Below are 22,520 nucleotides of genomic sequence, written 5' to 3'. Positions count from 1 at the left end.
CAGCACAGCGGACAGCAGGCAGTAGCAGCGCAAGGGTTTGTGACGAACATGGGTGAGGTTCCAATGGCGGATCAGGTAGCGGATCAGGACAAGATCATCGGCTACTTGAAGCGGGTGACGGCCGATCTGCACCAGACACGGCAGCGCCTGCGCGAGGTCGAGGCCCAGGAGCCGGAGCCGATCGCCATCGTCGGCATGGCCTGCAGGTTCCCCGGCGGCATCCAGTCGCCGGAGGACCTGTGGGACCTGGTCGCGGGTGGCCGGGACGCCATCACCGACTTCCCCACCGACCGCGGCTGGGACATCGAGTCCCTGTACGACGCCGACCCCGACCGGCGGGGCACCTCGTACACCCGCGAGGGAGGTTTCCTCGACGGGGTCGGCGAGTTCGACGCCGCGTTCTTCGGGATCAGCCCGCGCGAGACCCTCGGCATGGACCCGCAGCAGCGCCTGCTGCTCGAAACGTCCTGGGAGACCTTCGAGCGCGCCGGGATCGACCCGGCGACGCTGCGCGGCAGCAAGGCCGGCGTGTTCATCGGCACCAACGGCCAGGACTACCCCGACCTGCTCCGCGACGGCGTCCCCCAGGGCGTCGAGCAGTACCTCCTCACCGGGAACGCGGCCAGCGTCGTCTCCGGCCGCCTCTCCTACACCTTCGGCCTCGAAGGCCCCGCCGTCACCGTCGACACCGCCTGCTCGGCCTCGCTCGTCGCCCTCCACCTCGCGGTGCAGGCGCTGCGGGGCGGGGAGTGCTCCCTCGCACTGGCGGGCGGTGTCACGGTCATGTCGAGCCCGCGCGCCTTCGTGCAGTTCAGCCGGCAGCGCGGACTCGCCCCCGACGGGCGGTGCAAGCCGTTCGCCGACGGCGCCGACGGCACCGGCTGGGGCGAGGGCGTCGGCATGCTCCTCGTCGAGAAGCTCTCCGACGCCCGCCGCCTCGGGCACCCCGTACTCGCCGTGGTCCGCGGCTCCGCGATCAACCAGGACGGCGCGAGCAACGGCCTGACGGCGCCCAACGGCCCCTCGCAGCAGCGCGTCATCCGCCAGGCGCTGACCAACGCCGGGCTCACCCCGGCGCAGGTCGACGTCATCGAGGCGCACGGCACCGGCACCACCCTCGGCGACCCCATCGAGGCGCAGGCCATCCTGGCCACGTACGGCCAGAACCGGCCCGAGGGCCGGCCGCTGTGGCTGGGCTCCATCAAGTCGAACATCGGACACACCCAGGCCGCCGCCGGTGTCGCGGGCATCATCAAGATGGTCGAGGCGATGCGGCACGGCGTGCTGCCCGAGTCGCTCCACATCGACCAGCCCTCCAGCGCCGTCGACTGGAGCACCGGTGACGTCGAACTGCTGACGAGGGCCGTGCCGTGGCCCGAGACCGGCCAGCCGCGCCGCGCCGGCATCTCCTCCTTCGGCGTCAGCGGCACCAACGCCCACACCGTCATCGAGCAGGCCCCGCCCGCCGAGGCACCCGACGCGGACGCGAAGACCGAGGGCACGGGCACCACGGCCGCCGGCAGCGGCGGCGGCAACGACGCCGAAGCCGCCGCGGAGGGCGCCACCGGGCCGGTGCCGCTGCTGGTCTCCGGCCAGGGCGACGACGCGCTGCGCGCCCAGGCCGCCCGCCTGGCCGCCCACCTGCGGGCCCACCCGGCACTCGCGGCGGACCCCGCGTCCCTGACCGACCTCGGTTTCTCCCTCGCCACCAGCCGCTCCGCCCTCGACCGCCGCGCCGTCCTGTTCGCCGCCGACCGCGAGCAGCTCCTCGCCGACCTCGACGCGCTCGCCGCGGGCGAGCAGCCCGCGACCGCCGTCCTCGGCGCCCCCGGCGACGGCAACACCGCCTTCCTCTTCACCGGCCAGGGCAGCCAGCGCCCCGGCATGGGACGCGAGCTGTACGCCACCCACCCCGGCTTCGCCCGCGCCCTCGACGCGGTCCGCGACGAACTCGACCGGCACCTCGAACGCCCCCTGTACGACGTGCTGTTCGCCGCCGAGGGCACCCCCGAGGCGGCGCTCCTCGACGCCACCGCCCACACCCAGGCCGCCCTGTTCGCCATCGAGGTCGCCCTCTACCGCCAGCTCGAACAGTGGGGCGTCACCGCCGACTTCCTCATCGGGCACTCCATCGGCGAACTCGCCGCCGCCCATGTCTCCGGCGTCCTCACCCTCCCCGACGCGGCCGCCCTCGTGGCCGCCCGCGGCCGCCTCATGCAGGCCCTGCCCGCCGGCGGCGCGATGATCGCCGTCGAGGCCACCGAGGACGAGGTCACCCCGCTCCTCACCGACCGGGTGTCCATCGCCGCCGTCAACGGCCCCCGCTCCGTGGTCGTCTCCGGCGACGCGGACGCCGCCGAGGAGATCGCCGACGCCCTGCGCGCCCGCGGCCGCCGCGCCAAGCGGCTCACCGTCAGCCACGCCTTCCACTCGCCGCTCATGGACGGCATGCTCGACGCGTTCCGGGAGGCCGCCGAGGCCGTCTCCTACGCGCCGCCCGTCATCCCGATCGTCTCCAACCTCACGGGCGCCTCCGTCACCGCCGAGGAGATCTGCACCGCCGACTACTGGGTCCGCCACGTCCGCGAGGCCGTCCGCTTCCACGACGGGGTGCGCGGCCTGGCCGCGCTCGGCGTCACCACCTTCGTCGAGGTCGGCCCGGGCGGGGTCCTCACCGCCCTCGCACAGGACTGCCTCGCCGGCGACGACGACCGTGACGACGCCGTCTTCGTCCCCGCCCTGCGCGCCGACCGTCCCGAGCCGGCCGCGTTCGCCGCCGCCGTCGCCCGGGCCCACGCGCACGGCGTCCGGGCCGACTGGTCCGCCGTCTTCGCCGGGCGCGGCGCCACCCGCGTCGACCTGCCCACGTACGCCTTCCAGCGGGGCCACTACTGGCCCGAACAGCCCACCGCCTGGACCGGCGACGTCACCGCCGCCGGCATCGGCTCCGCCGACCACCCCCTCCTCGGCGCCGCCATCGCCCTGGCCGACGGCGACGGCTACCTCTTCACCGGCCGGCTCTCCCTGGCCACCCACCCCTGGCTCGCCGACCACACGGTCATGGACACCGTGCTGCTGCCCGGCACCGCCTTCGTCGAACTCGCCCTCCAGGCCGGCGAGCACACCGGTTGCGAACTCCTCGACGAGCTCACCCTCCAGGCCCCCCTGGCCCTGCCCCCGCACGGCGGCGTCCAGATCCAGCTCGCCGTCGGCGCCCCCGACACCGACGGACGGCGCGCCCTGACCCTGCACTCCCGGCCCGAGGACGCCGCCGACGACACGTGGGGCGAAGGCGCCTGGACCCGGCACGCCACCGGCTTCCTCGCCCCCGCCGCCGCGCGCCCCGCCCCGCACCCCGGCTCCGACCTCGCCACCTGGCCGCCGCAGGGCGCCACCGCCGTCCCCGTCGAGGGCCTCTACGAGCACCTCACCGCCTCCGGCTTCGCCTACGGACCCGTATTCCAGGGCCTGACCGCCGCCTGGCAGCGCGCCGACGAGGTCTTCGCCGAGGTCCGCCTGCCCGAGCAGGCGCACGCCGAGGCCGCCCTGTTCGGCCTGCACCCCGCCCTGCTCGACGCCGCGCTGCACGCCGTCGGCATGGGCTCCCTGCTGGAGGACACCGAGCACGGCAGACTGCCGTTCTCCTGGAGCGGCGTCAGCCTGCGCGCCGTCGGCGCCCGCGCCCTGCGCGTGCGCCTCGCGCCCGCCGGCCAGGACACCGTCCGCGTCGACCTCGCCGACGAGTCCGGCGCGCCCGTCGCCACCGTCGAAGCCCTGCTGCTGCGCCCCGTCACCCCCGACCAGGTACGGGCGGCCCGCACCGCCTTCCACGACTCGCTGTTCCGCGTCGAGTGGAGCCCGCTGGCCCTGCCGGCCGCCACCACCGTCGCCCCCGGCCAGTGGGCCCTGCTCGGCGAGGCCGGGGCCGGCCCCCGGTTCACCACCGTGCTGCCCACCGCCGCCGCGTACGGCGACCTCGCCGCGCTCGCCGCGGCCATCGAGGCCGGCGGCCCCGTACCGCAGGCCGTCGTCGTCCCCGTCCCCGCCGTGGCCGGGCCCGCGCGGGCCACCGTCGACGCCGCGCTGTCCGGCGCCGTCCGGGACGCGCTGCACCACGCCCTGGACCTGGCCCGGGCCTGGCTCGCCGACGCCCGCTTCGACGGCTCCCGGCTGGTGTTCGTCACCGAGGGCGCCGTCGCCACCACCGCCGGATCCGACGTGGCCGACCTGGCGCACGCCCCGCTGTGGGGCCTGCTGCGCTCGGCGCAGTCCGAGCACCCCGACCGGTTCGTCCTGCTCGACCTGGACGACCGCGAGGAATCCCTGCGCGCCCTGCCCGCCGCGCTCGCCACCGCCGAAGCGCAGCTCGCCCTGCGCGAGGGCCGTGCGGTCGTCCCCCGGCTCGGACGCGTCCCCGCCCTGCCCGCCGCCGAGGGACAGCAGGCCCGCCCGCTCGACGCGGACGGCACCGCACTCGTCACCGGCGCCACCGGCACCCTCGGCGGGCTCGTCGCCCGCCACCTGGTCACCGAGCACGGCGTCCGCCGCCTGCTGCTGACCAGCCGCCGCGGCGAGGCCGCCGCCGGAGCCGGTGAACTCCTCGCGCAACTGCGCGCCCTGGGCGCCGAGGTGACCCTCGCCGCCTGCGACGCCGCCGACCGCGAGGCACTCGCCGCGCTGCTGGACGGCATACCGGCCGAGCACCCGCTGACCGCCGTCGTCCACACCGCCGGCGTCCTCGACGACGGCATCCTCGAAGCGCTCACCCCCGAGCGGCTCGACCGCGTCCTGCCCGCCAAGGTCGACGCTGCCGTCCACCTGCACGAACTGACCCGCGACGCCGACCTCGCGGCGTTCGTCCTGTTCTCCGCCGCCGCCGGCACCCTCGGCGCCGCCGGACAGGCCAACTACGCCGCCGCCAACACCTTCCTCGACGCCCTCGCCCACCGCCGCCGGGCCGAAGGCCTGCCCGCCACCGCGCTCGCCTGGGGCCTGTGGGCCGAGCGCAGCGGCATGACCGGCGACCTCGCCGACACCGACCTGGAGCGGATCTCCCGCGCCGGAGTCGCCGCACTGTCCTCCGCCGAGGGCCTCGCCCTCATGGACACCGCCCGCGCCACCGGCGACGCCACCGCCGTCCCCATGCACCTCGACCTGGCCGCCCTGCGCCAGGCCGACGCGAGCATGGTCCCCCCGCTGCTGCGCGGACTCGTCCGGCCCGCCGCGCGCCGCGCCGCCGCCGCCCAGGGCGCGGCCCCCGCCGACGGCCTCACCGAGCGGCTGCTGCCGCTGACCGCCGCCGAACGCGACCGGCTGCTGCTGGCCACCGTCCGCGTCCAGGTCGCCGCCGTCCTCGGTTTCCCCGGCCCCGACGCCGTCGACCCCGGCCGTGCCTTCAAGGAACTCGGCTTCGACTCGCTCACGGCCGTCGAACTGCGCAACCGCCTCGGCTCCGCCACCGGCGTCCGGCTGCCCGCCACCCTCGTCTTCGACTACCCCACCCCGAACGCGCTCGCCGCGTTCCTGCGCACCGAACTCCTCGGCGACCAGGCCGCCCAGGCCCCGGCCACCGCCACCGCCGCCACCGCCCGGGCCGTCGCCGACGAGCCCATCGCCATCGTCGCCATGAGCTGCCGCTACCCCGGCGGTGTCAGCACCCCCGAGGAGCTGTGGCAGCTCGTCGCCGGCTCCGCCGACGCGATCTCGCCGTTCCCCACCGACCGCGGCTGGAACCTCGACGCGCTCTACGACTCCGACCCCGGCCGCGCCGGCACCTCGTACACCCGCGAGGGCGGCTTCCTTCACGACGCCGCCGACTTCGACCCGGACGTCTTCGGCATCAACCCGCGCGAGGCCCTCGCCATGGACCCGCACCAGCGGCTCCTGCTGGAGACCTCCTGGGAGGCCTTCGAACGCGCAGGCATCGACCCCGCCGCGATGCGCGGCAGCCGCACCGGCGTCTTCGCCGGTGTCATGTACCACGACTACCTGACCCGGCTCCCGGCCGTCCCCGAGGGCCTGGAGGGCTACCTCGGCACCGGCACCGCCGGAAGCGTCGCCTCCGGCCGCATCTCCTACACCTTCGGCCTGGAGGGCCCGGCCGTCACCATCGACACGGCCTGCTCCTCCTCCCTCGTCGCCCTGCACCTCGCCGCGCAGGCCCTGCGCAGCGGCGAGTGCGACATGGCGCTCGCCGGCGGCGTCACCGTCATGTCCACCCCGGACACCTTCATCGACTTCAGCCGCCAGCGCGGCCTGTCCACCGACGGCCGCTGCAAGTCCTTCTCCGCCGACGCCGACGGCACCGGCTGGGCCGAGGGCGCCGGCATGATCCTCGTCGAGCGGCTCTCCGACGCCCGCCGCAACGGCCATCCGGTCCTGGCCGTCGTCCGCGGCACCGCCGTCAACCAGGACGGCGCGAGCAACGGCCTCACCGCCCCCAACGGGCCCTCCCAGCAGCGCGTCATCCGCGAGGCCCTCGCCCACGCCGGCCTGACCACCGCCGACGTCGACGCCGTCGAGGCGCACGGCACCGGTACCACCCTCGGTGACCCCATCGAGGCCCAGGCCCTGCTCGCCACCTACGGCCAGAACCGGCCCGCGGACCGGCCGCTGCGCCTGGGCTCCATCAAGTCCAACATCGGCCACACCCAGGCCGCGGCGGGCGCCGCCGGCATCATCAAGATGGTCCAGGCCATGCGGCACGGCGTCCTGCCCGCGTCGCTGCACATCGGCGAGCCGTCCCCGCACATCGACTGGAGCGCCGGCGCCGTCGAACTCCTGACGGAATCCGCCGCCTGGCCCGAGACGGGCCGCCCCCGCCGCGCGGGCATCTCCTCCTTCGGAGTCAGCGGCACCAACGCGCACGTCATCATCGAAGCGCCGGCCGCCGATCAGGACACGGACGCGGCCGCGCACGCCGACGCCGGTCCGGCGGACGCCGCCGGCGTCCCCGCGGGCACCCCGCTGCCGTTCCTCCTCTCCGGCCGGACCCCCGACGCGCTGCGCGCCCAGGCCGCCCGGCTCGCCGACCACCTCGCGCAGCACCCCGAAGCGGCCCCGGCCGACGTGGCGCTCTCCCTCGCCACCACCCGTACCGCCCTGGACCGCAGGGCCGCCGTCGTCGCCCCCGACCGCGACGGGCTCCTCACCGGGCTCGCCGCCCTCGCCGAGGGCCGCGACAGCGCCCGGCTCGTCCGCCACGACGCCGCCGACGGCCGCCTCGCCGTCCTCTTCACCGGACAGGGCAGCCAGCGCCCCGGCATGGGCCGCGAACTGTACGCCGCCTACCCCGCGTTCGCCGCAGCCCTCGACGAGGTGTGCGCCGCACTGGACCCGCACCTCGGCCAGCCCCTCAAGGACGTCCTGTTCGACGAGGACGACACCCTCCTGAACCGGACCGGCCACACCCAGCCCGCCCTGTTCGCGCTGGAGACCGCGCTCTACCGCCTCGTCGAGACCTGGGGCGTGCGCCCCGACTTCGTCGCCGGCCACTCCATCGGCGAGATCACCGCCGCGCACGTCGCGGGCGTCCTCTCGCTGCCCGACGCGGCCGCCCTCGTCGCCGCCCGCGGCCGCCTCATGGAGGAGCTGCCCCAGGGCGGCGCGATGATCGCGCTGACCGCCACCGAGGACGAGGTCCGGCCGCTGCTCGCCGGTCACGAGGACCGGATCGGCATCGCCGCCGTCAACTCCGCCTCCGCCGTCGTCATCTCCGGCGAGGAGACCCTCGCGCTGGAGATCGCCGCCGAGTTCGAGCGGCGCGGCCGCCGGACCAAGCGGCTCACCGTCAGCCACGCCTTCCACTCCCCGCTCATGGACGGCATGCTCGACGCCTTCCGCGACGTCGCCGCCTCCCTCACCTACCACGCCCCCGCCATCCCCGTCGTCACCCACCTCACCGGAGCCGTGGCGGGCGACGAACTGCGCACCCCCCAGCACTGGGTCTCCCACGTCCGCGAAGCCGTCCGCTTCCTGGACGGCATCCGCACCCTGGAAGCCGAGCACGTCACCACGTACCTCGAACTCGGCCCGCAGGGCGTACTGTCCGGCCTCGGCCGCGACTGCCTCACCGAGACCGACGGCGAGAGCGGCAACGGCACCAGCGGCGACACCGACGCCGTGTTCGTACCGGCCCTGCGCCGCGACCGCGGCGAAGCGGAGGCCGTCGCCGCCGCCGTGGCCGCCCTCCACACCCGCGCCGTCCCCCTCGACTGGCCCGCCTACTTCGCCGCGACCGGCGCCCGCCGCACCGCCCTGCCCACGTACGCCTTCCAGCGCCGCCGGTTCTGGCTCGAAGCCCCCGCCGGATACGTCGGGGACGTGGAATCGGCCGGTCTGGGCGCCGCCCACCACCCGCTGCTGGGCGCCGCCGTCCCGCTCGCCGACGGCGAGGGCTTCCTGTTCACCGGCCGGCTCTCCCTCGACACCCACCCCTGGCTCGCCGACCACGCCGTCATGGGTACGGTCCTGCTGCCCGGCACCGCCTTCGTCGAACTCGCCGTCCGCGCCGGCGACCAGGCCGGCTGCGACGTCCTGGAGGAACTCACCCTCGAGGCCCCGCTGGTCCTCACCCCGCACTCGGCGGTGCGCGTCCAGATCGTGGTCGGCGCCCCCGATCAGGACGGCCGACGCACCCTCGACCTGTACTCCGGCGACCCCGACGCCGCCGACGACGAGCCCTGGACCCGGCACGCCGCGGGCGTCCTGGCCTCCGGCGCGCCGCGCCCCGCCTTCGACCTCACCGCCTGGCCGCCGCCCGGCGCCGAGGCCGTCGCCGTCGACGGCCTGTACGAGCACCTCGGCCGGGGCGGCTTCGCCTACGGGCCCGTCTTCCAGGGCCTGCGGGCCGCCTGGACCCTCGGCGGGGACGTCTACGCCGAGGTGGCCCTGCCCGACGACCGCCACGCCGAGGCCACCCGCTTCGGCCTGCACCCGGCGCTCCTCGACGCCGCCCTGCACGCCACGTTCGTCTCCACCGACGGCGACCGGCAGGCCGGACTGCCGTTCTCCTGGCGCGGCGTGTCCCTGCACGCCGTCGGCGCGTCCGCGCTGCGCGTCCGCCTCACCGCGGACGGCGACGACACCCTCCGCCTCCAGCTGGCCGACACGACCGGCGCGCCCGTCGCCACCGTCGACCACCTGATCGTCCGGCCCGTCTCCGCCGACCGGCTCGCCGGCGCCTCCCGCGCCGCGTACCACGAGTCGCTGTTCCGGATCGAGTGGGCGACCGTCCCGCTCCCGCCCGGCGCCGCCGACGACCCCGCGACCCCGTGGGCCGTCATCGACGCCGGCCCGGCCTCCGGCACCGGCTCCGCCGCCGCGCTGCCCGGCCCGGTCCACGCCGACCTCGTCGCCCTCGGCGCGGCCCTCGACGCGGGCGCCCCCGCCCCCGCGTACGTCCTCGCTCCCTGCCCGTCCGCCCCGGCGCGGGCGCTCACCCCGGACGCCGTACGCGCCGCCACGCACCGGGCCCTCGCCCTCGTCCAGGGCTGGCTCGCCGACGACCGGTTCGCCGCGTCCCGCCTGGTCTTCGTCACCCGCGGCGCCGTCGCCACCCAGGGCGACTGGGACCTCGCCGACCCGGTCCACGCCCCCGTCTGGGGCCTGGTCCGCTCCGCGCAGTCGGAGAACCCCGACCGCTTCGTCCTGGCCGACCTCGACGGCGACACCCCGGCGGAGACCCTCGCCGCCGCCCTCGCCGGCGGCGAACCGCAGCTCGCGATCCGCCGCGGCACCGTCCACGCGCCCCGCCTCGCCCGGGTCCCCGCCACCACGCCGCTGACCCCGCCCGCGGACGGCACCGCCTGGCGCATGGACATCGAGGACAAGGGCACCCTCGACCACCTCACCCTGGTCCCCAGCCCCGAGTCCGAGGCACCCCTGGAACCCGGGCAGGTCCGCGTCGCCGTACGCGCCGCCGGCCTCAACTTCCGCGACGTGCTCAACGCCCTCGGCATGTACCCCGGCGACCCCGGCCTCATGGGTAGCGAAGGCGCCGGCACCGTCGTCGAGACCGGCCCCGGCGTCACCGACCTCGCCCCGGGCGACCGCGTCATGGGCATGCTCCCCGGCGCCTTCGGCCCGCTGGCCGTCGTCGACCGCCGCATGATCGCCCCGATGCCCGAGGGCTGGACGTTCGCCGAGGCCGCCGCCGTACCGATCGTCTTCATGACGGCGTACTACGCGCTCAGCGACCTCGGCGGCCTGCGCGAGGGCGAAACCCTCCTCGTGCACGCCGCCGCCGGCGGCGTCGGCATGGCCGCCGTCCAGCTGGCCCGCCACTGGGGCGCCGACGTCTACGCCACCGCCAGCCCCGCCAAGTGGGACACCCTGCGCGGACTCGGCCTGACCGACGACCGGATCGCCTCCTCCCGCACCCTCGACTTCGAGGAGACCTTCCGCACCGCCACCGACGGACGCGGCGTCGACGTCGTCCTCGACTCCCTCGCCCGCGAGTTCGTCGACGCCTCCCTGCGGCTCCTGCCGCGCGGCGGACGCTTCGTCGAGATGGGCAAGACCGACGTCCGCGACCCCCGCGACGTCGCCGCCGCCCACCCCGGCGTCAGCTACCAGGCGTTCGACCTCACCGAGGCCGGCCTCGACCGCATCCAGGAGATGCTCACCGAGCTCCTCGGCCTCTTCGAGACCGGCGCGCTGAACCCCATCCCCGTCTCCGCCTGGGACCTGCGCCAGGCCCCCGAGGCCTTCCGCTACCTCAGCCAGGCACGCCACGTCGGCAAGATCGTGCTCACCGTGCCCGCCGACTGGAACCCCGACGGCACCGTCCTCATCACCGGCGGCACCGGCACCCTCGGCGCGCTCGTCGCCCGCCACGCCGTCACCGTCCGAGGCGCCCGCCGCCTGATCCTGACCAGCCGCCGTGGCGAGGCCGCCGCCGGCGCCGCCGAACTCGCCGCGGAGCTGCGCGCCCTCGGTGCCCACGTCACCGTCGCCGCCTGCGACGCCGCCGACCGCGAGGCCCTCGCCGCGCTGCTGGCCTCCGTACCGGCCGAACACCCGCTGACCGCCGTCGTCCACACCGCCGGCGTCCTCGACGACGGCATCGCCGAGGCCCTCACCCCGCAGCGGATCGACCACGTCCTGCGGCCCAAGGCCGACGCGGCCCTCCACCTGCACGAGCTGACCCGCCACCACGACCTGGCCGACTTCGTCCTCTTCTCCTCCGCCGCCGGCACCTTCGGCGGCGCCGGCCAGGCCAACTACGCGGCCGCGAACGTCTTCCTCGACGCCCTCGCCCGCCACCGCCAGGCACACGGCCTGCCCGGCACCTCCCTCGGCTGGGGCCTGTGGGCCGAAGCCAGCGGCATGACCGGCGAGCTCGACACCGCCGACAAGGACCGCATGACGCGCTCCGGCGTCCTCGGCCTCTCCTCCGAGGAGGGCCTCGCCCTCCTCGACACCGCCCACCACACCGGCGACGCTCACCTCGTCCCCATGCAGCTCGACCTCGCGCCGCTGCGCCAGGCCGACGCCGACATGGTGCCCGCGCTGCTGCGCGGCCTCGTCCGCGCCCCCGCCCGCCGGGCCGCGCCGGCCACCGCCGCCGGGACCGGAACCCCGCTGGTGGAGCAGCTCGTACGCCTTCCCGGGAACGAGCGCGACGCGCTCCTGCTCGACCTCGTACGCGACCAGGTGGCCGCCGTCCTCGGCCACGCCACCCCCGACGCCGTCGAACCCGGCCGCGCCTTCAAGGACCTCGGCTTCGACTCGCTGACCGCAGTCGAGTTCCGCAACCGCCTCGGCGCCACCGCCGGGGTCCGGCTGCCCGCCACCCTCGTCTTCGACTACCCCACCCCCACGGTCCTCGCCGGCTACCTCAAGGACGAACTCCTCGGCTCCGAGGCCGCTGCCGCCGCCCTCACCGTCCGGTCGGCGGCCGCCGAGGCCGACGACCCCATCGCCATCGTCGCCATGAGCTGCCGCTTCCCCGGCGGCGTCCGCAGCCCCGAGGATTTGTGGGAGCTGCTCGCCGAAGGCCGCGACGGCATCGCCCACCTCCCCGAGGACCGCGGCTGGGACACCGAGGCGCTCTACGACCCCGACCCGGACAACCCCGGCACCTCGTACGCCCGCGAAGGCGGCTTCTTCTACGACGCCCACCACTTCGACCCGGCGTTCTTCGGGATCAACCCGCGCGAGGCCCTCGCCATGGACCCGCAGCAGCGCCTGCTGCTGGAGACCTCCTGGGAGGCCTTCGAACGCGCCGGGATCGACCCCACGGGCCTGCGCGGCGCACAGGTCGGCGTGTTCGTCGGCCAGATGCACAACGACTACGTGTCCCGCCTGAACACCGTCCCCGAAGGCGTCGAGGGCTACCTCGGCACCGGCGGCTCCAGCAGCATCGCCTCCGGTCGTGTGTCCTACACCCTCGGCTTCGAGGGCCCGGCCGTCACCGTCGACACCGCGTGCTCCTCCTCGCTGGTCGCCCTGCACCTCGCGGCGCAGGCCCTGCGGGCCGGCGAGTGCTCCCTCGCCCTGGCGGGCGGCGTCACCATCATCACCACCCCCGACGTGTTCACCGAGTTCAGCCGCCAGCGCGGGCTGGCCGCCGACGGCCGCTGCAAGCCCTTCGCGGCCGCCGCCGACGGCACCGCGTGGGGCGAGGGCGCCGGCATGCTGCTCGTCGAGCGGCTCTCCGACGCCCGCCGCAACGGCCATCCGGTCCTGGCCGTCGTCCGCGGCACCGCCGTCAACCAGGACGGCGCGAGCAACGGCCTCACCGCCCCCAACGGGCCGTCCCAGCAGCGCGTCATCCGCCAGGCCCTCGCCAACGCCGGCCTGGCCTCCGCCGACGTCGACGCCGTCGAGGCCCACGGCACCGGCACCCGGCTCGGTGACCCCATCGAGGCGCAGGCCCTGCTCGCCACCTACGGCCAGGACCGCCCCGCGGACCGGCCGCTGTGGCTGGGCTCCGTCAAGTCCAACTTCGGCCACACGCAGGCCGCGGCGGGCGTCGCCGGCATCATCAAGATGGTCCAGGCGATGCGCCACGGCATCCTGCCCGAGACCCTGCACGTGGACGAGCCGTCCCCGCACGTCGACTGGTCGGCGGGCGCGGTCTCGCTGCTCACCGAGCAGCGCCCGTGGCCCGAGACCGGCCGCCCGCGCCGTGCCGGAATCTCCTCCTTCGGCATGAGCGGTACGAACGCGCACGCCATCGTCGAGCTCCCCGAGGTCCCCGTCACCGCGGCCGTCCCGGCCGCCGCGGCGGCGCTGCCGTGGCACCTGAGCGCCCGCACCCCCGAGGCCCTGCGGGCCCAGGGCGAGCGGCTCCTGTCCCACGTGGAGGCACACCCGCACACGCCGCCCACCGACATCGGCCACTCGCTGGCGACCGGCCGGGCCGTGTTCGAGCACCGCGCGACCGTGGTCGCCGAAGACCTCGACGGCTTCCGTACCGGCCTGGCCGCCCTCGCCGCGGGCCGCTCGGCGACGGGCCTGGTCCAGGGTTCCACCGGGGCCGGGAAGCTCGCCTTCCTGTTCACGGGGCAGGGGAGCCAGCGGCTCGGGACGGGGCGTGAGCTGTACGACGCCTTCCCGGTGTTCGCGTCCGCGCTGGACGCGGTGTGCGAGCGGATGGAACTTCCGCTGAAGGAGGTCCTGTTCGGGGACGACGCCCCTGTCCTGGACCGGACGGAGTACACGCAGCCGGCCCTGTTCGCCGTCGAGGTGGCCCTGTTCCGCCTCGTCGAGTCGTGGGGTGTGAAGCCGGACTTCCTGTCCGGTCACTCGATCGGTGAGATCGCGGCCGCGCACGTCGCCGGGGTGCTCTCACTGGAGGACGCGTGCGTGCTGGTGGCGGCCCGCGGCCGGCTGATGCAGGCGCTGCCGTCCGGTGGCGTGATGATCGCCGTGCAGGCCTCGGAGGACGAGGTCCTCCCGCTGTTGACCGACCGGGTGAGCATCGCGGCCGTCAACGGCCCGCGCTCGGTGGTCGTCGCCGGTGACGAGGACGCGGCGGTCGCGGTCGCGGAGGCCTTCCCGGACCGGAAGTCCAAGCGCCTCACCGTCAGCCACGCGTTCCACTCGCCCCACATGGACGGCATGCTGGCCGACTTCCGCCAGGTCGTGGAGGGGCTGTCCTTCGAGGCCCCCCGAATCCCGGTCGTCTCCAACCTGACCGGTGCCCTCGTCACCGACGAAATGGCCGCGCCCGACTTCTGGGTCCGCCACGTCCGCGACGCCGTCCGCTTCCTCGACGGCATCCGGGCCCTCGAAGCCGTCGGCGTGACGACCTACGTCGAACTCGGCCCCGACGGCGTCCTCTCCGCGATGGCGCAGGCCTGCCTGACCGACGACACCGGCTCCGCCGCCTTCGCCCCCGCCCTGCGCGCGGGACGCCCCGAGGCCGAGACCCTGCTCTCCGCGCTGTCCACCGCGTACGTTCGCGGCACCGATGTCGACTGGCCCGCGTTCTACGCCCCGCTCGGGGGCCGACGCGTCGACCTGCCGACGTACGCGTTCCAGCGCAGCGTCTACTGGCTCGACGCCGGCCGCGCGGACGGCGATGTCACGGCGGCCGGCCTCGGCACCGCAGACCATCCGCTGCTCGGCGCCGAGGTCCAACTGCCCGATTCCGACGGCCACCTCTTCACCGGACGGCTGTCGCTGACCACCCACCCCTGGCTCGGCGACCACCGGGTCATGGGTTCCGCCCTCCTGCCCGGCACGGCTTTCGTCGAGCTCGCGCTGCGGGCCGGCGAGCACGTCGGGTGCGACATGGTCGACGAACTCACCCTGGAAGCCCCCCTCGTGCTGCCCGAGCACGGCGGCGTGCAGCTGCGGCTCTCCGTCACGGCGGCCGACTCGTCGGGCCGGCGCCGCGGCCTGACCCTCCACTCCCGCCACGAGGGCGTGGACCCGGACGCGCCGTGGACGCGGCACGCCGTCGGTGCGCTCGCCACCGGGGCCGACCCTGCCCCGCAGGGCCTCACCGAGTGGCCGCCGGCCGGAGCGGTGGCCGTCCCCGTCGAGGGCCTGTACGAGGGCCTGGCGGACTCCGGGTTCGGCTACGGGCCGGTGTTCCAGGGCCTGCGGGCCGCCTGGCGCCAAGGCGACGCCCACTACGTCGAGGTCGCACTCCCCGAGGGGGCCGAGGACGACGCCGCACGGTTCGGGCTGCACCCCGCTCTCCTCGACGCTGCCCTGCACGCGCTCGGACTGCGCACCGAGGACGCCGCCAGCACCGAAGGACGACTCCCGTTCTCCTGGTCCGGAGTCTCCCTGCACGCCGTCGGCGCCTCCGCGCTCCGGGTGCGCCTGACCACCGCCCGCAACGGCGAGGTGGCCCTCACGATCGCCGACGCCACCGGGGCACCGGTCGCCTCGGTCGCAGGCCTGGCCCTGCGCTCCGTCAGCCGCGACCAGCTCGACACCGCGCCGGACCTGACGCGTGACGCCCTGTTCCGCTTGGAGTGGACGGAGACGGCCGGGGGCGGATCCTTCGACGACTGGCAGATGCTGGACCAAGCCGACGGGACTCCCGCGGCGCTGGTGGTGCCGTGCGTGGAGCCGACCGCCGGCGACGTGGCCGGCACGGTCCACGCGGAGACGGCCCGGGTGCTGGCCCTCCTGAAGGACTGGCCGGCCGACGAGCGGTCCGAGGACGCGCGTCTGGTGTTCCTGACGCGTGGCGCGCTGGCCGCCGTACCCGGCGAGGGCGTGTCCGATCTGGCGCACGCTCCGGTGTGGGGCCTGGTGCGTTCGGCGCAGTCGGAGAACCCGGGCCGGTTCGTCCTGGTCGACATCGACGCCGAGAGCGACCTGGCGGACGGACTGTCGGCGGCGCTGGCTTCGGGTGAGTCCGAGGTCGCGGTACGGGGTGGCGCGGTGCTGGTGCCGAGGCTGGCGCGGGCGGCGGTCGCTGCCGACGCGGCCAGCGAGTGGGATGCCGATGGCACGGTGCTGGTGACGGGTGCGAGTGGTTCGCTGGGCGGGCTGTTCGCGCGTCACCTGGTCGCCGGGCACGGTGTGCGGCGTCTGCTGCTGGTGAGCCGCCGGGGCGAGGCCGCGGAGTTGTCGGCGGAGCTTGCGGGTCTGGGTGCCGAGGTGTCGTGGGCGGCGTGCGACGTCGCCGACCGCGACGCGCTGGCGGCCGTGCTGGCCGGCATCCCCGCTGAGCACCCGCTGACGGCGGTCGTGCACACGGCCGGTGTCCTGGATGACGGTGTGGTCGGTTCGCTGACCGCCGAGCGTCTGTCGGCCGTGCTGCGGCCGAAGGTGGACGCCGCGTGGAACCTGCACGAGCTCACCCGGGATCTGGACCTGTCCGCGTTCGTGCTGTTCTCCTCCGCCGCCGGTGTGTTCGGTGGTGCCGGTCAGGCCAACTACGCCGCCGCCAACACCTTCCTGGACGCCCTGGCCGCGCACCGCCGCGCGGAGGGTCTGGCCGCGACGTCCTTCGCCTGGGGCCTGTGGACCGGCGTCGGCGGCATGGGCGGTGACCTGGCCGACGGCGACCGCGACCGCATGAACCGCGGTGGCATCGGCGCCCTCGCACCGGAGACCGGCCTCGCCCTCTTCGACGCGGCCCGCCGCACGGACGAGCCGCTGCTCGTGCCCCTCCCGCTCGACCTGGCCGCCCTCCGCGCCCAGGCGCGCACCGGCCCGGTTCCCGACCTGCTGCGCGGCCTGGTCCGCGTACCGGCGCGGCGGGCGGCGGGCCAGGGGGCCACGGCCGACGGGTCCGCGCTCCGCACACGGCTGTCCGCGCTGCCCGCCGAGGAGCGGGAAGCCACCCTGCTGGAGACGGTCCGGGCCGAGGTGGCCGCGGTACTCGGCCACACCTCGACCGACGAGGTGCCGGCCGACCGGGCGTTCAAGGAGCTCGGCTTCGACTCCCTGACCTCCGTCGAACTGCGCAACCGCCTCGGCGCCGCGATCGGCGAACGGCTGCCCGCCACGCTCGTCTTCGACTACCCCACGCCGGGCGCGCTCGCCGCGTACCTGAGGACCGAGGTACTGGGCCTGTCCCTGGCCGCGGACGAGGCCGCGGCCGCCGCGGCCGGCGCCACTCCCGCGTCCCTCGGCGCCGCGCTCCACGACGACCCCATCGCGATCGTCGGCATGAGCTGCCGCTACCCCGGCGGGGTCGAAACCCCGGAGGACCTGTGGCGCTTGGTGGTGGGTGGCGTCGACGCCATCTCGGAGTTCCCGCAGGGCCGCGGCTGGGACCTGGAGTCCCTGTACGACCCGGACCCGGACGGCAAGGGCACCAGCTACACCCGCTCCGGCGGCTTCCTCCACGACGCGGGCCGGTTCGACCCGGCGTTCTTCGGGATCTCGCCGCGCGAGGCCGTGGCGATGGACCCGCAGCAGCGCCTGCTGCTGGAGACCTCCTGGGAGGCGTTCGAGCGGGCCGGTATTGACCCGGCCACCATGCGCGGCAGCCGCACCGGCGTCTTCGCCGGCGTGATGTACCACGACTACGCCACCCGGATCACCTCCGTGCCCGACGGCGTCGAGGGGTACCTCGGCACCGGCAACTCGGGCAGCATCGCCTCGGGCCGCGTCTCGTACGCCTTCGGCCTGGAGGGCCCGGCGGTCACCGTCGACACGGCCTGCTCCTCCTCCCTCGTCGCGCTGCACTGGGCGATCCAGGCGCTGCGCGGCGGCGAGTGCACCATGGCCCTGGCCGGCGGTGTCACCGTCATGTCGACGCCGGGCACCTTCACCGAGTTCAGCCGCCAGCGCGGGCTGGCCGCCGACGGCCGCATCAAGTCCTTCGCCGCGGCCGCCGACGGCACCAGCTGGGCCGAAGGCGCGGGCATGCTGCTCGTCGAGCGTCTGTCGGACGCCCGCCGCAACGGACACCCGGTGCTCGCCGTGGTCCGTGGCTCCGCGATCAACCAGGACGGTGCGAGCAACGGCCTCACCGCCCCGAACGGCCCGTCCCAGCAGCGCGTCATCCGCCAGGCCCTGGCCTCCGGCGGGCTGACCAGCGAGCAGATCGACGTGGTCGAGGCGCACGGCACGGGCACGACCCTGGGCGACCCGATCGAAGCGCAGGCGCTGCTGGCGACGTACGGCCGGGAGCGCGCGGCGGACGAGCCGCTGTGGCTGGGCTCGATCAAGTCCAACATGGGCCACACGCAGGCCGCCGCCGGTGTCGCGGGCATCATCAAGATGATCATGGCGATGCGGCACGGGGTCCTGCCCAAGACGCTGCACGTCGACGAGCCGACCCCGCACGTGGAGTGGGAGGACGGCGCCGTCACGCTGCTCACCGAGAACATGCCGTGGCCGGAGACGGGCCGCCCCCGCCGGGCCGGTGTGTCGTCGTTCGGCATCAGTGGCACCAACGCGCACACGATCATCGAGCAGGCTCCGGACGAGGCGGCCGTGACCGCCGCCGAGAGTAATGGTGTGCCGGTGCTGCCGTTCGTACTGTCCGCGAGGTCGGCGGACGCGCTGCGCGGCCAGACGGCCCGTCTGCGGGCGCACCTGGAGGACTCGGCCGAGCTGAACGCCTCCGACGTGGCCTACTCGCTGGCGACCCGCCGCGCCGCGTTTGACCACCGCGCGGCGGTCGTTGCGGGTGACCGTGAGGAACTGCTGCGCGGCCTGCAGGCGTTGGAGAACGGCGACCTGGCCAACAGCGCGGTGACGCGCGGCAGCGTGAGCGCCGCCGGAGCTGGGAAGCTCGCCTTCCTCTTCACCGGGCAGGGCAGCCAGCGCCTGGGGATGGGACGTGAGCTCTACGAGATCCACCCGGTGTTCGCGGCCGCGCTGGACGCCGTGTGCGAGCGGATGGAACTGCCGCTGAAGGAGGTTCTGTTCGGGGACGACGCCGCTGTCCTGGACCGGACGGAGTACACGCAGCCGGCCCTGTTCGCCGTCGAGGTGGCCCTGTTCCGCCTCGTCGAGTCATGGGGTGTGAAGCCGGACTTCCTGGCCGGTCACTCGATCGGTGAGATCGCCGCCGCGCACGTCGCCGGGGTGCTCTCACTGGACGACGCGTGCGCACTCGTGGCCGCTCGCGGCCGGCTGATGCAGGAGCTGCCCGCCGGTGGCGTGATGATCGCCGTCCAGGCGTCGGAGGACGAGGTCCTGCCGCTGCTGACCGGCCGCGTCAGCATCGCGGCCGTCAACGGTCCGCGCTCGGTGGTCATCGCGGGTGACGAGGACGCTGCGACGGCGGTCGTGGAGGCGTTCCCGGACCGCAAGTCCAAGCGGCTCACCGTCAGCCACGCGTTCCACTCGCCGCACATGGACGGCATGCTGGCCGACTTCCGCCAGGTGGTGGAGGGGCTGTCGTTCGGCGCTCCGCGCATCCCGGTGGTGTCGAACCTGACCGGCGCCCTCGTCACCGACGAGATGGGATCGGCGGAGTTCTGGGTCCGGCACGTCCGCGAGGCGGTGCGCTTCCTGGACGGTGTCCGCGCCCTGGAGGACGCCGGGGTCACGACGTACCTCGAACTCGGTCCCGACGGCGTGCTCTCCGCGATGGCTCAGGACTGCCTGACCGAGGACGGGGCCCGCTTCGCCCCCGCCCTGCGCACCGGACGCCCCGAGCCCGAGACGCTGAGCACCGCCCTCGCCCTCGTCCACACCCACGGCGCGGCGGTGGACTGGGCGGCGTACTTCGCCCCGACCGGTGCCCGCCAGGTCGAGCTGCCCACGTACGCCTTCCAGCGCGACTGGTACTGGCTCGACTCGGCACCCACCGCGCAGAACACCCCGGGCGACGCCGCCGGCTTCGGCCTCGGTACGACGGACCACCCGCTGCTGGGCGCGGCCGTCGAACTGCCCGACTCGGACGGGTACCTCTTCACCGGCCGGCTCTCCTCGGCCACCCAGCCCTGGCTCGCGGACCACGCAGTCCTCGGCTCGGTCCTCCTGCCGGGCACGGCCTTCGTGGAGCTGGCGATCCGCGCCGGCGACCAGGTCGGCTGCGACGTCCTGGAGGAGCTGACCCTGGAGGCCCCGCTGGTCCTCCCCGAGCGCGGCGGAGTACAGCTGCGGCTGTCCGTCGCCGGAGCCGACGACTCCGGCCGACGCTCCCTGTCGCTGCACTCCCGTGACGAGGACAGCCCCGCGGATGAGCCGTGGACGCGGCACGCCACCGGCGTCCTCACCACCGGCGACGCCCCGGCCCCCGCGGCCGACCTCACGGTCTGGCCGCCGGCCGGAGCCGAACCGGTCGACATCGACGGCCTCTACGAAGGCCTCGCCGCGGCCGGATTCGACTACGGCCCCGCCTTCCAGGGCCTGCGCTCGGCGTGGCTCCACGGCGACGCGGTGTACGCCGAGGTGAGCCTGGACGAGGAGACCGCGGAGGCAGCCGATGGGTTCGGTCTCCACCCGGCGCTCCTGGACGCCACCCTCCACGCGGCCGGTCTCGGCGAGCTCGTCGAGAAGACCGGCCAGGGACGGCTCCCGTTCGCCTGGAGCGGTATCCGGCTGCACGCGGCCGGCGCGTCCGCAGTACGGGTCCGCCTGGCCCCGGCCGGCCGCGACGCCGTCGCGCTGGAGCTCGCCGACCCGGCGGGCGCACCGGTCGCCTCGGTCGACTCGCTCGTGCTGCGGGCGGTTTCGCCCGAGCAGATCGGCGCGGCGCGCGGCGGTCGTCCGGAGTCGCTGTTCGAAGTCGAGTGGACGGCTGTGCCGCTCACCCCGGTGTCCGCGTCGGAGCAGCGCCCCTGGGCCCTCCTCGGCGACGGCCACTCCGGTCTCGACGCGGTGGGCGTGCGTTACGAGGCCCACGACGGCGCGCTCGCCACGCTCGCGGACGCGGCGCTGGTGTGTGTCCCGCTGGTCCCGGTGACCGGTGAGGACGAGGTGGCGGACGCGGTGCACGCGGCGACCGGCCGGGTGCTGGCGTTGCTCAAGGAGTGGCTGGCCGACGACCGGTTCGCGGACGCGCGCCTGCTGTTCCTGACGCGGGGCGCGGTGCCTGCCGTACCGGGTGAGGGCGTGTCCGATCTGGTGCACGCCGCGGTGTGGGGTCTGGTGCGTTCCGCGCAGTCGGAGAACCCGGGCCGGTTCGTCCTGGCCGACACCGACGGCACGGACGCCGCCTACCGCGCTCTGCCCGCCGTAGTGGCTTCGGGCGAGTCCGAGGTCGCGGTACGGGGTGGTGCGGTGCTGGTGCCGAGGCTGGCGCGGGCGGCGGTCGCTGCCGACGCGGCCACCGAGTGGGATGCCGATGGCACGGTGCTGGTGACGGGTGCGAGTGGTTCGCTGGGCGGGCTGTTCGCGCGTCACCTGGTCGCCGAGCACGGTGTGCGGCGTCTGCTGCTGGTGAGCCGCCGGGGCGAGGCCGCTGAACTGTCGGCCGAGCTCACGGGCCTGGGCGCCGAGGTGTCGTGGGCGGCGTGCGACGTGGCCGACCGGGAGGCTCTGGCCGCCGTACTCAAGGCGGTTCCCGCGGAGCACCCGTTGACGGCGGTCGTGCATACGGCCGGTGTCCTGGATGACGGTGTGGTCGGTTCGCTGACCGCCGAGCGTCTGTCGGCCGTGCTGCGTCCGAAGGTGGATGCGGCGTGGAACCTGCACGAGCTCACCCGGGATCTGGGCCTGTCCGCGTTCGTGCTGTTCTCGTCGGCCGCGGGTGTGTTCGGTGGTGCCGGTCAGGCGAACTACGCGGCCGGGAACGTGTTCCTGGACGCCCTGGCGGCCCAACGTCGGGCCCAGAGTCTGGCAGCCACCTCCCTCGCCTGGGGCCTGTGGGCCGAAGCGGGCGGCATGGGCGGCACCCTGGACACCGAGGACGTGTCCCGGCTCGGCCGTGGTGGCGTCAACGCCCTCACCGCCGCCGAAGGCGTGGCACTGTTCGACGCCGCCACCGCCACCGGGCAGCCGCTCCTGGTGCCGGTCAAGCTGGACCTCGCCGCCCTGCGCGCCGCGGCGAGCGGCGGCATGCTCCCGCCGCTGCTCTCCGGCCTGGTCCGCACGCCCGCACGCCGCGCCGCCGGAGCCACCGCCGCCAATACGGACGGTGGAGCCGAGCTGCGCGAGCGCCTCACCGGGCTCTCGCCGGCCGCGCGGGACGAGGCGCTGCTGGAGCTGGTCTGCACCTACGTCGCCGGGGTCCTCGGCTTCGCCGGACCCGAAGCGGTCGACCCGGCAAGGTCGTTCAACGAGGTCGGCTTCGACTCGCTGACCGCCGTCGAACTCCGCAACCGCCTCGGCGCCGCCACCGGCGTCCGGCTGCCCGCCACCCTCGTCTTCGACTACCCGACGCCCACGGCGCTGGTGGAGTTCCTGAAGGACGAACTCTGGCAGGACGGCGCGGCGGCCGTACCTCCGCTGCTCGCCGAACTGGACCGACTGGAGAAGTCGCTCGTCACCTCGACGCCCGACGACGCCGGCCGAGACCGCATCACCGAGCGGCTGCAGGCGCTGCTGGCCGCCTGGAGCGAAGCCGGTGAACAGGCCACGGCCGCCCCGGACTCCGACGGTCCCGACGTGGCCGAGGCCCTGGAGAGCGCGACCGACGACGACCTCTTCGACTTCATCGGCAAGGAGTTCGGCATCTCATGACGAGGCGACTTCGC

The 22,520-nt window shown here is 75.2% G+C and carries 1 protein-coding gene; it reads left to right on the top strand.

Going from position 1 to position 22,520, the window contains the following annotated elements; all coding sequences use genetic code 11:
- Positions 1–39 precede the first annotated feature (39 nt).
- On the top strand, positions 40–22,506 hold the full coding sequence (locus ACXNSR_RS02835; protein ID WP_458640544.1) for an SDR family NAD(P)-dependent oxidoreductase: 22,467 nt from the start codon (positions 40–42) through the stop codon (positions 22,504–22,506).
- The last annotated feature ends 14 nt before the right edge of the window (positions 22,507–22,520 follow it).

It is taken from the genome of Streptomyces sp. NC-S4 (assembly GCF_054353315.1).
This window is presented reverse-complemented; position numbering and strand designations above follow the sequence as displayed.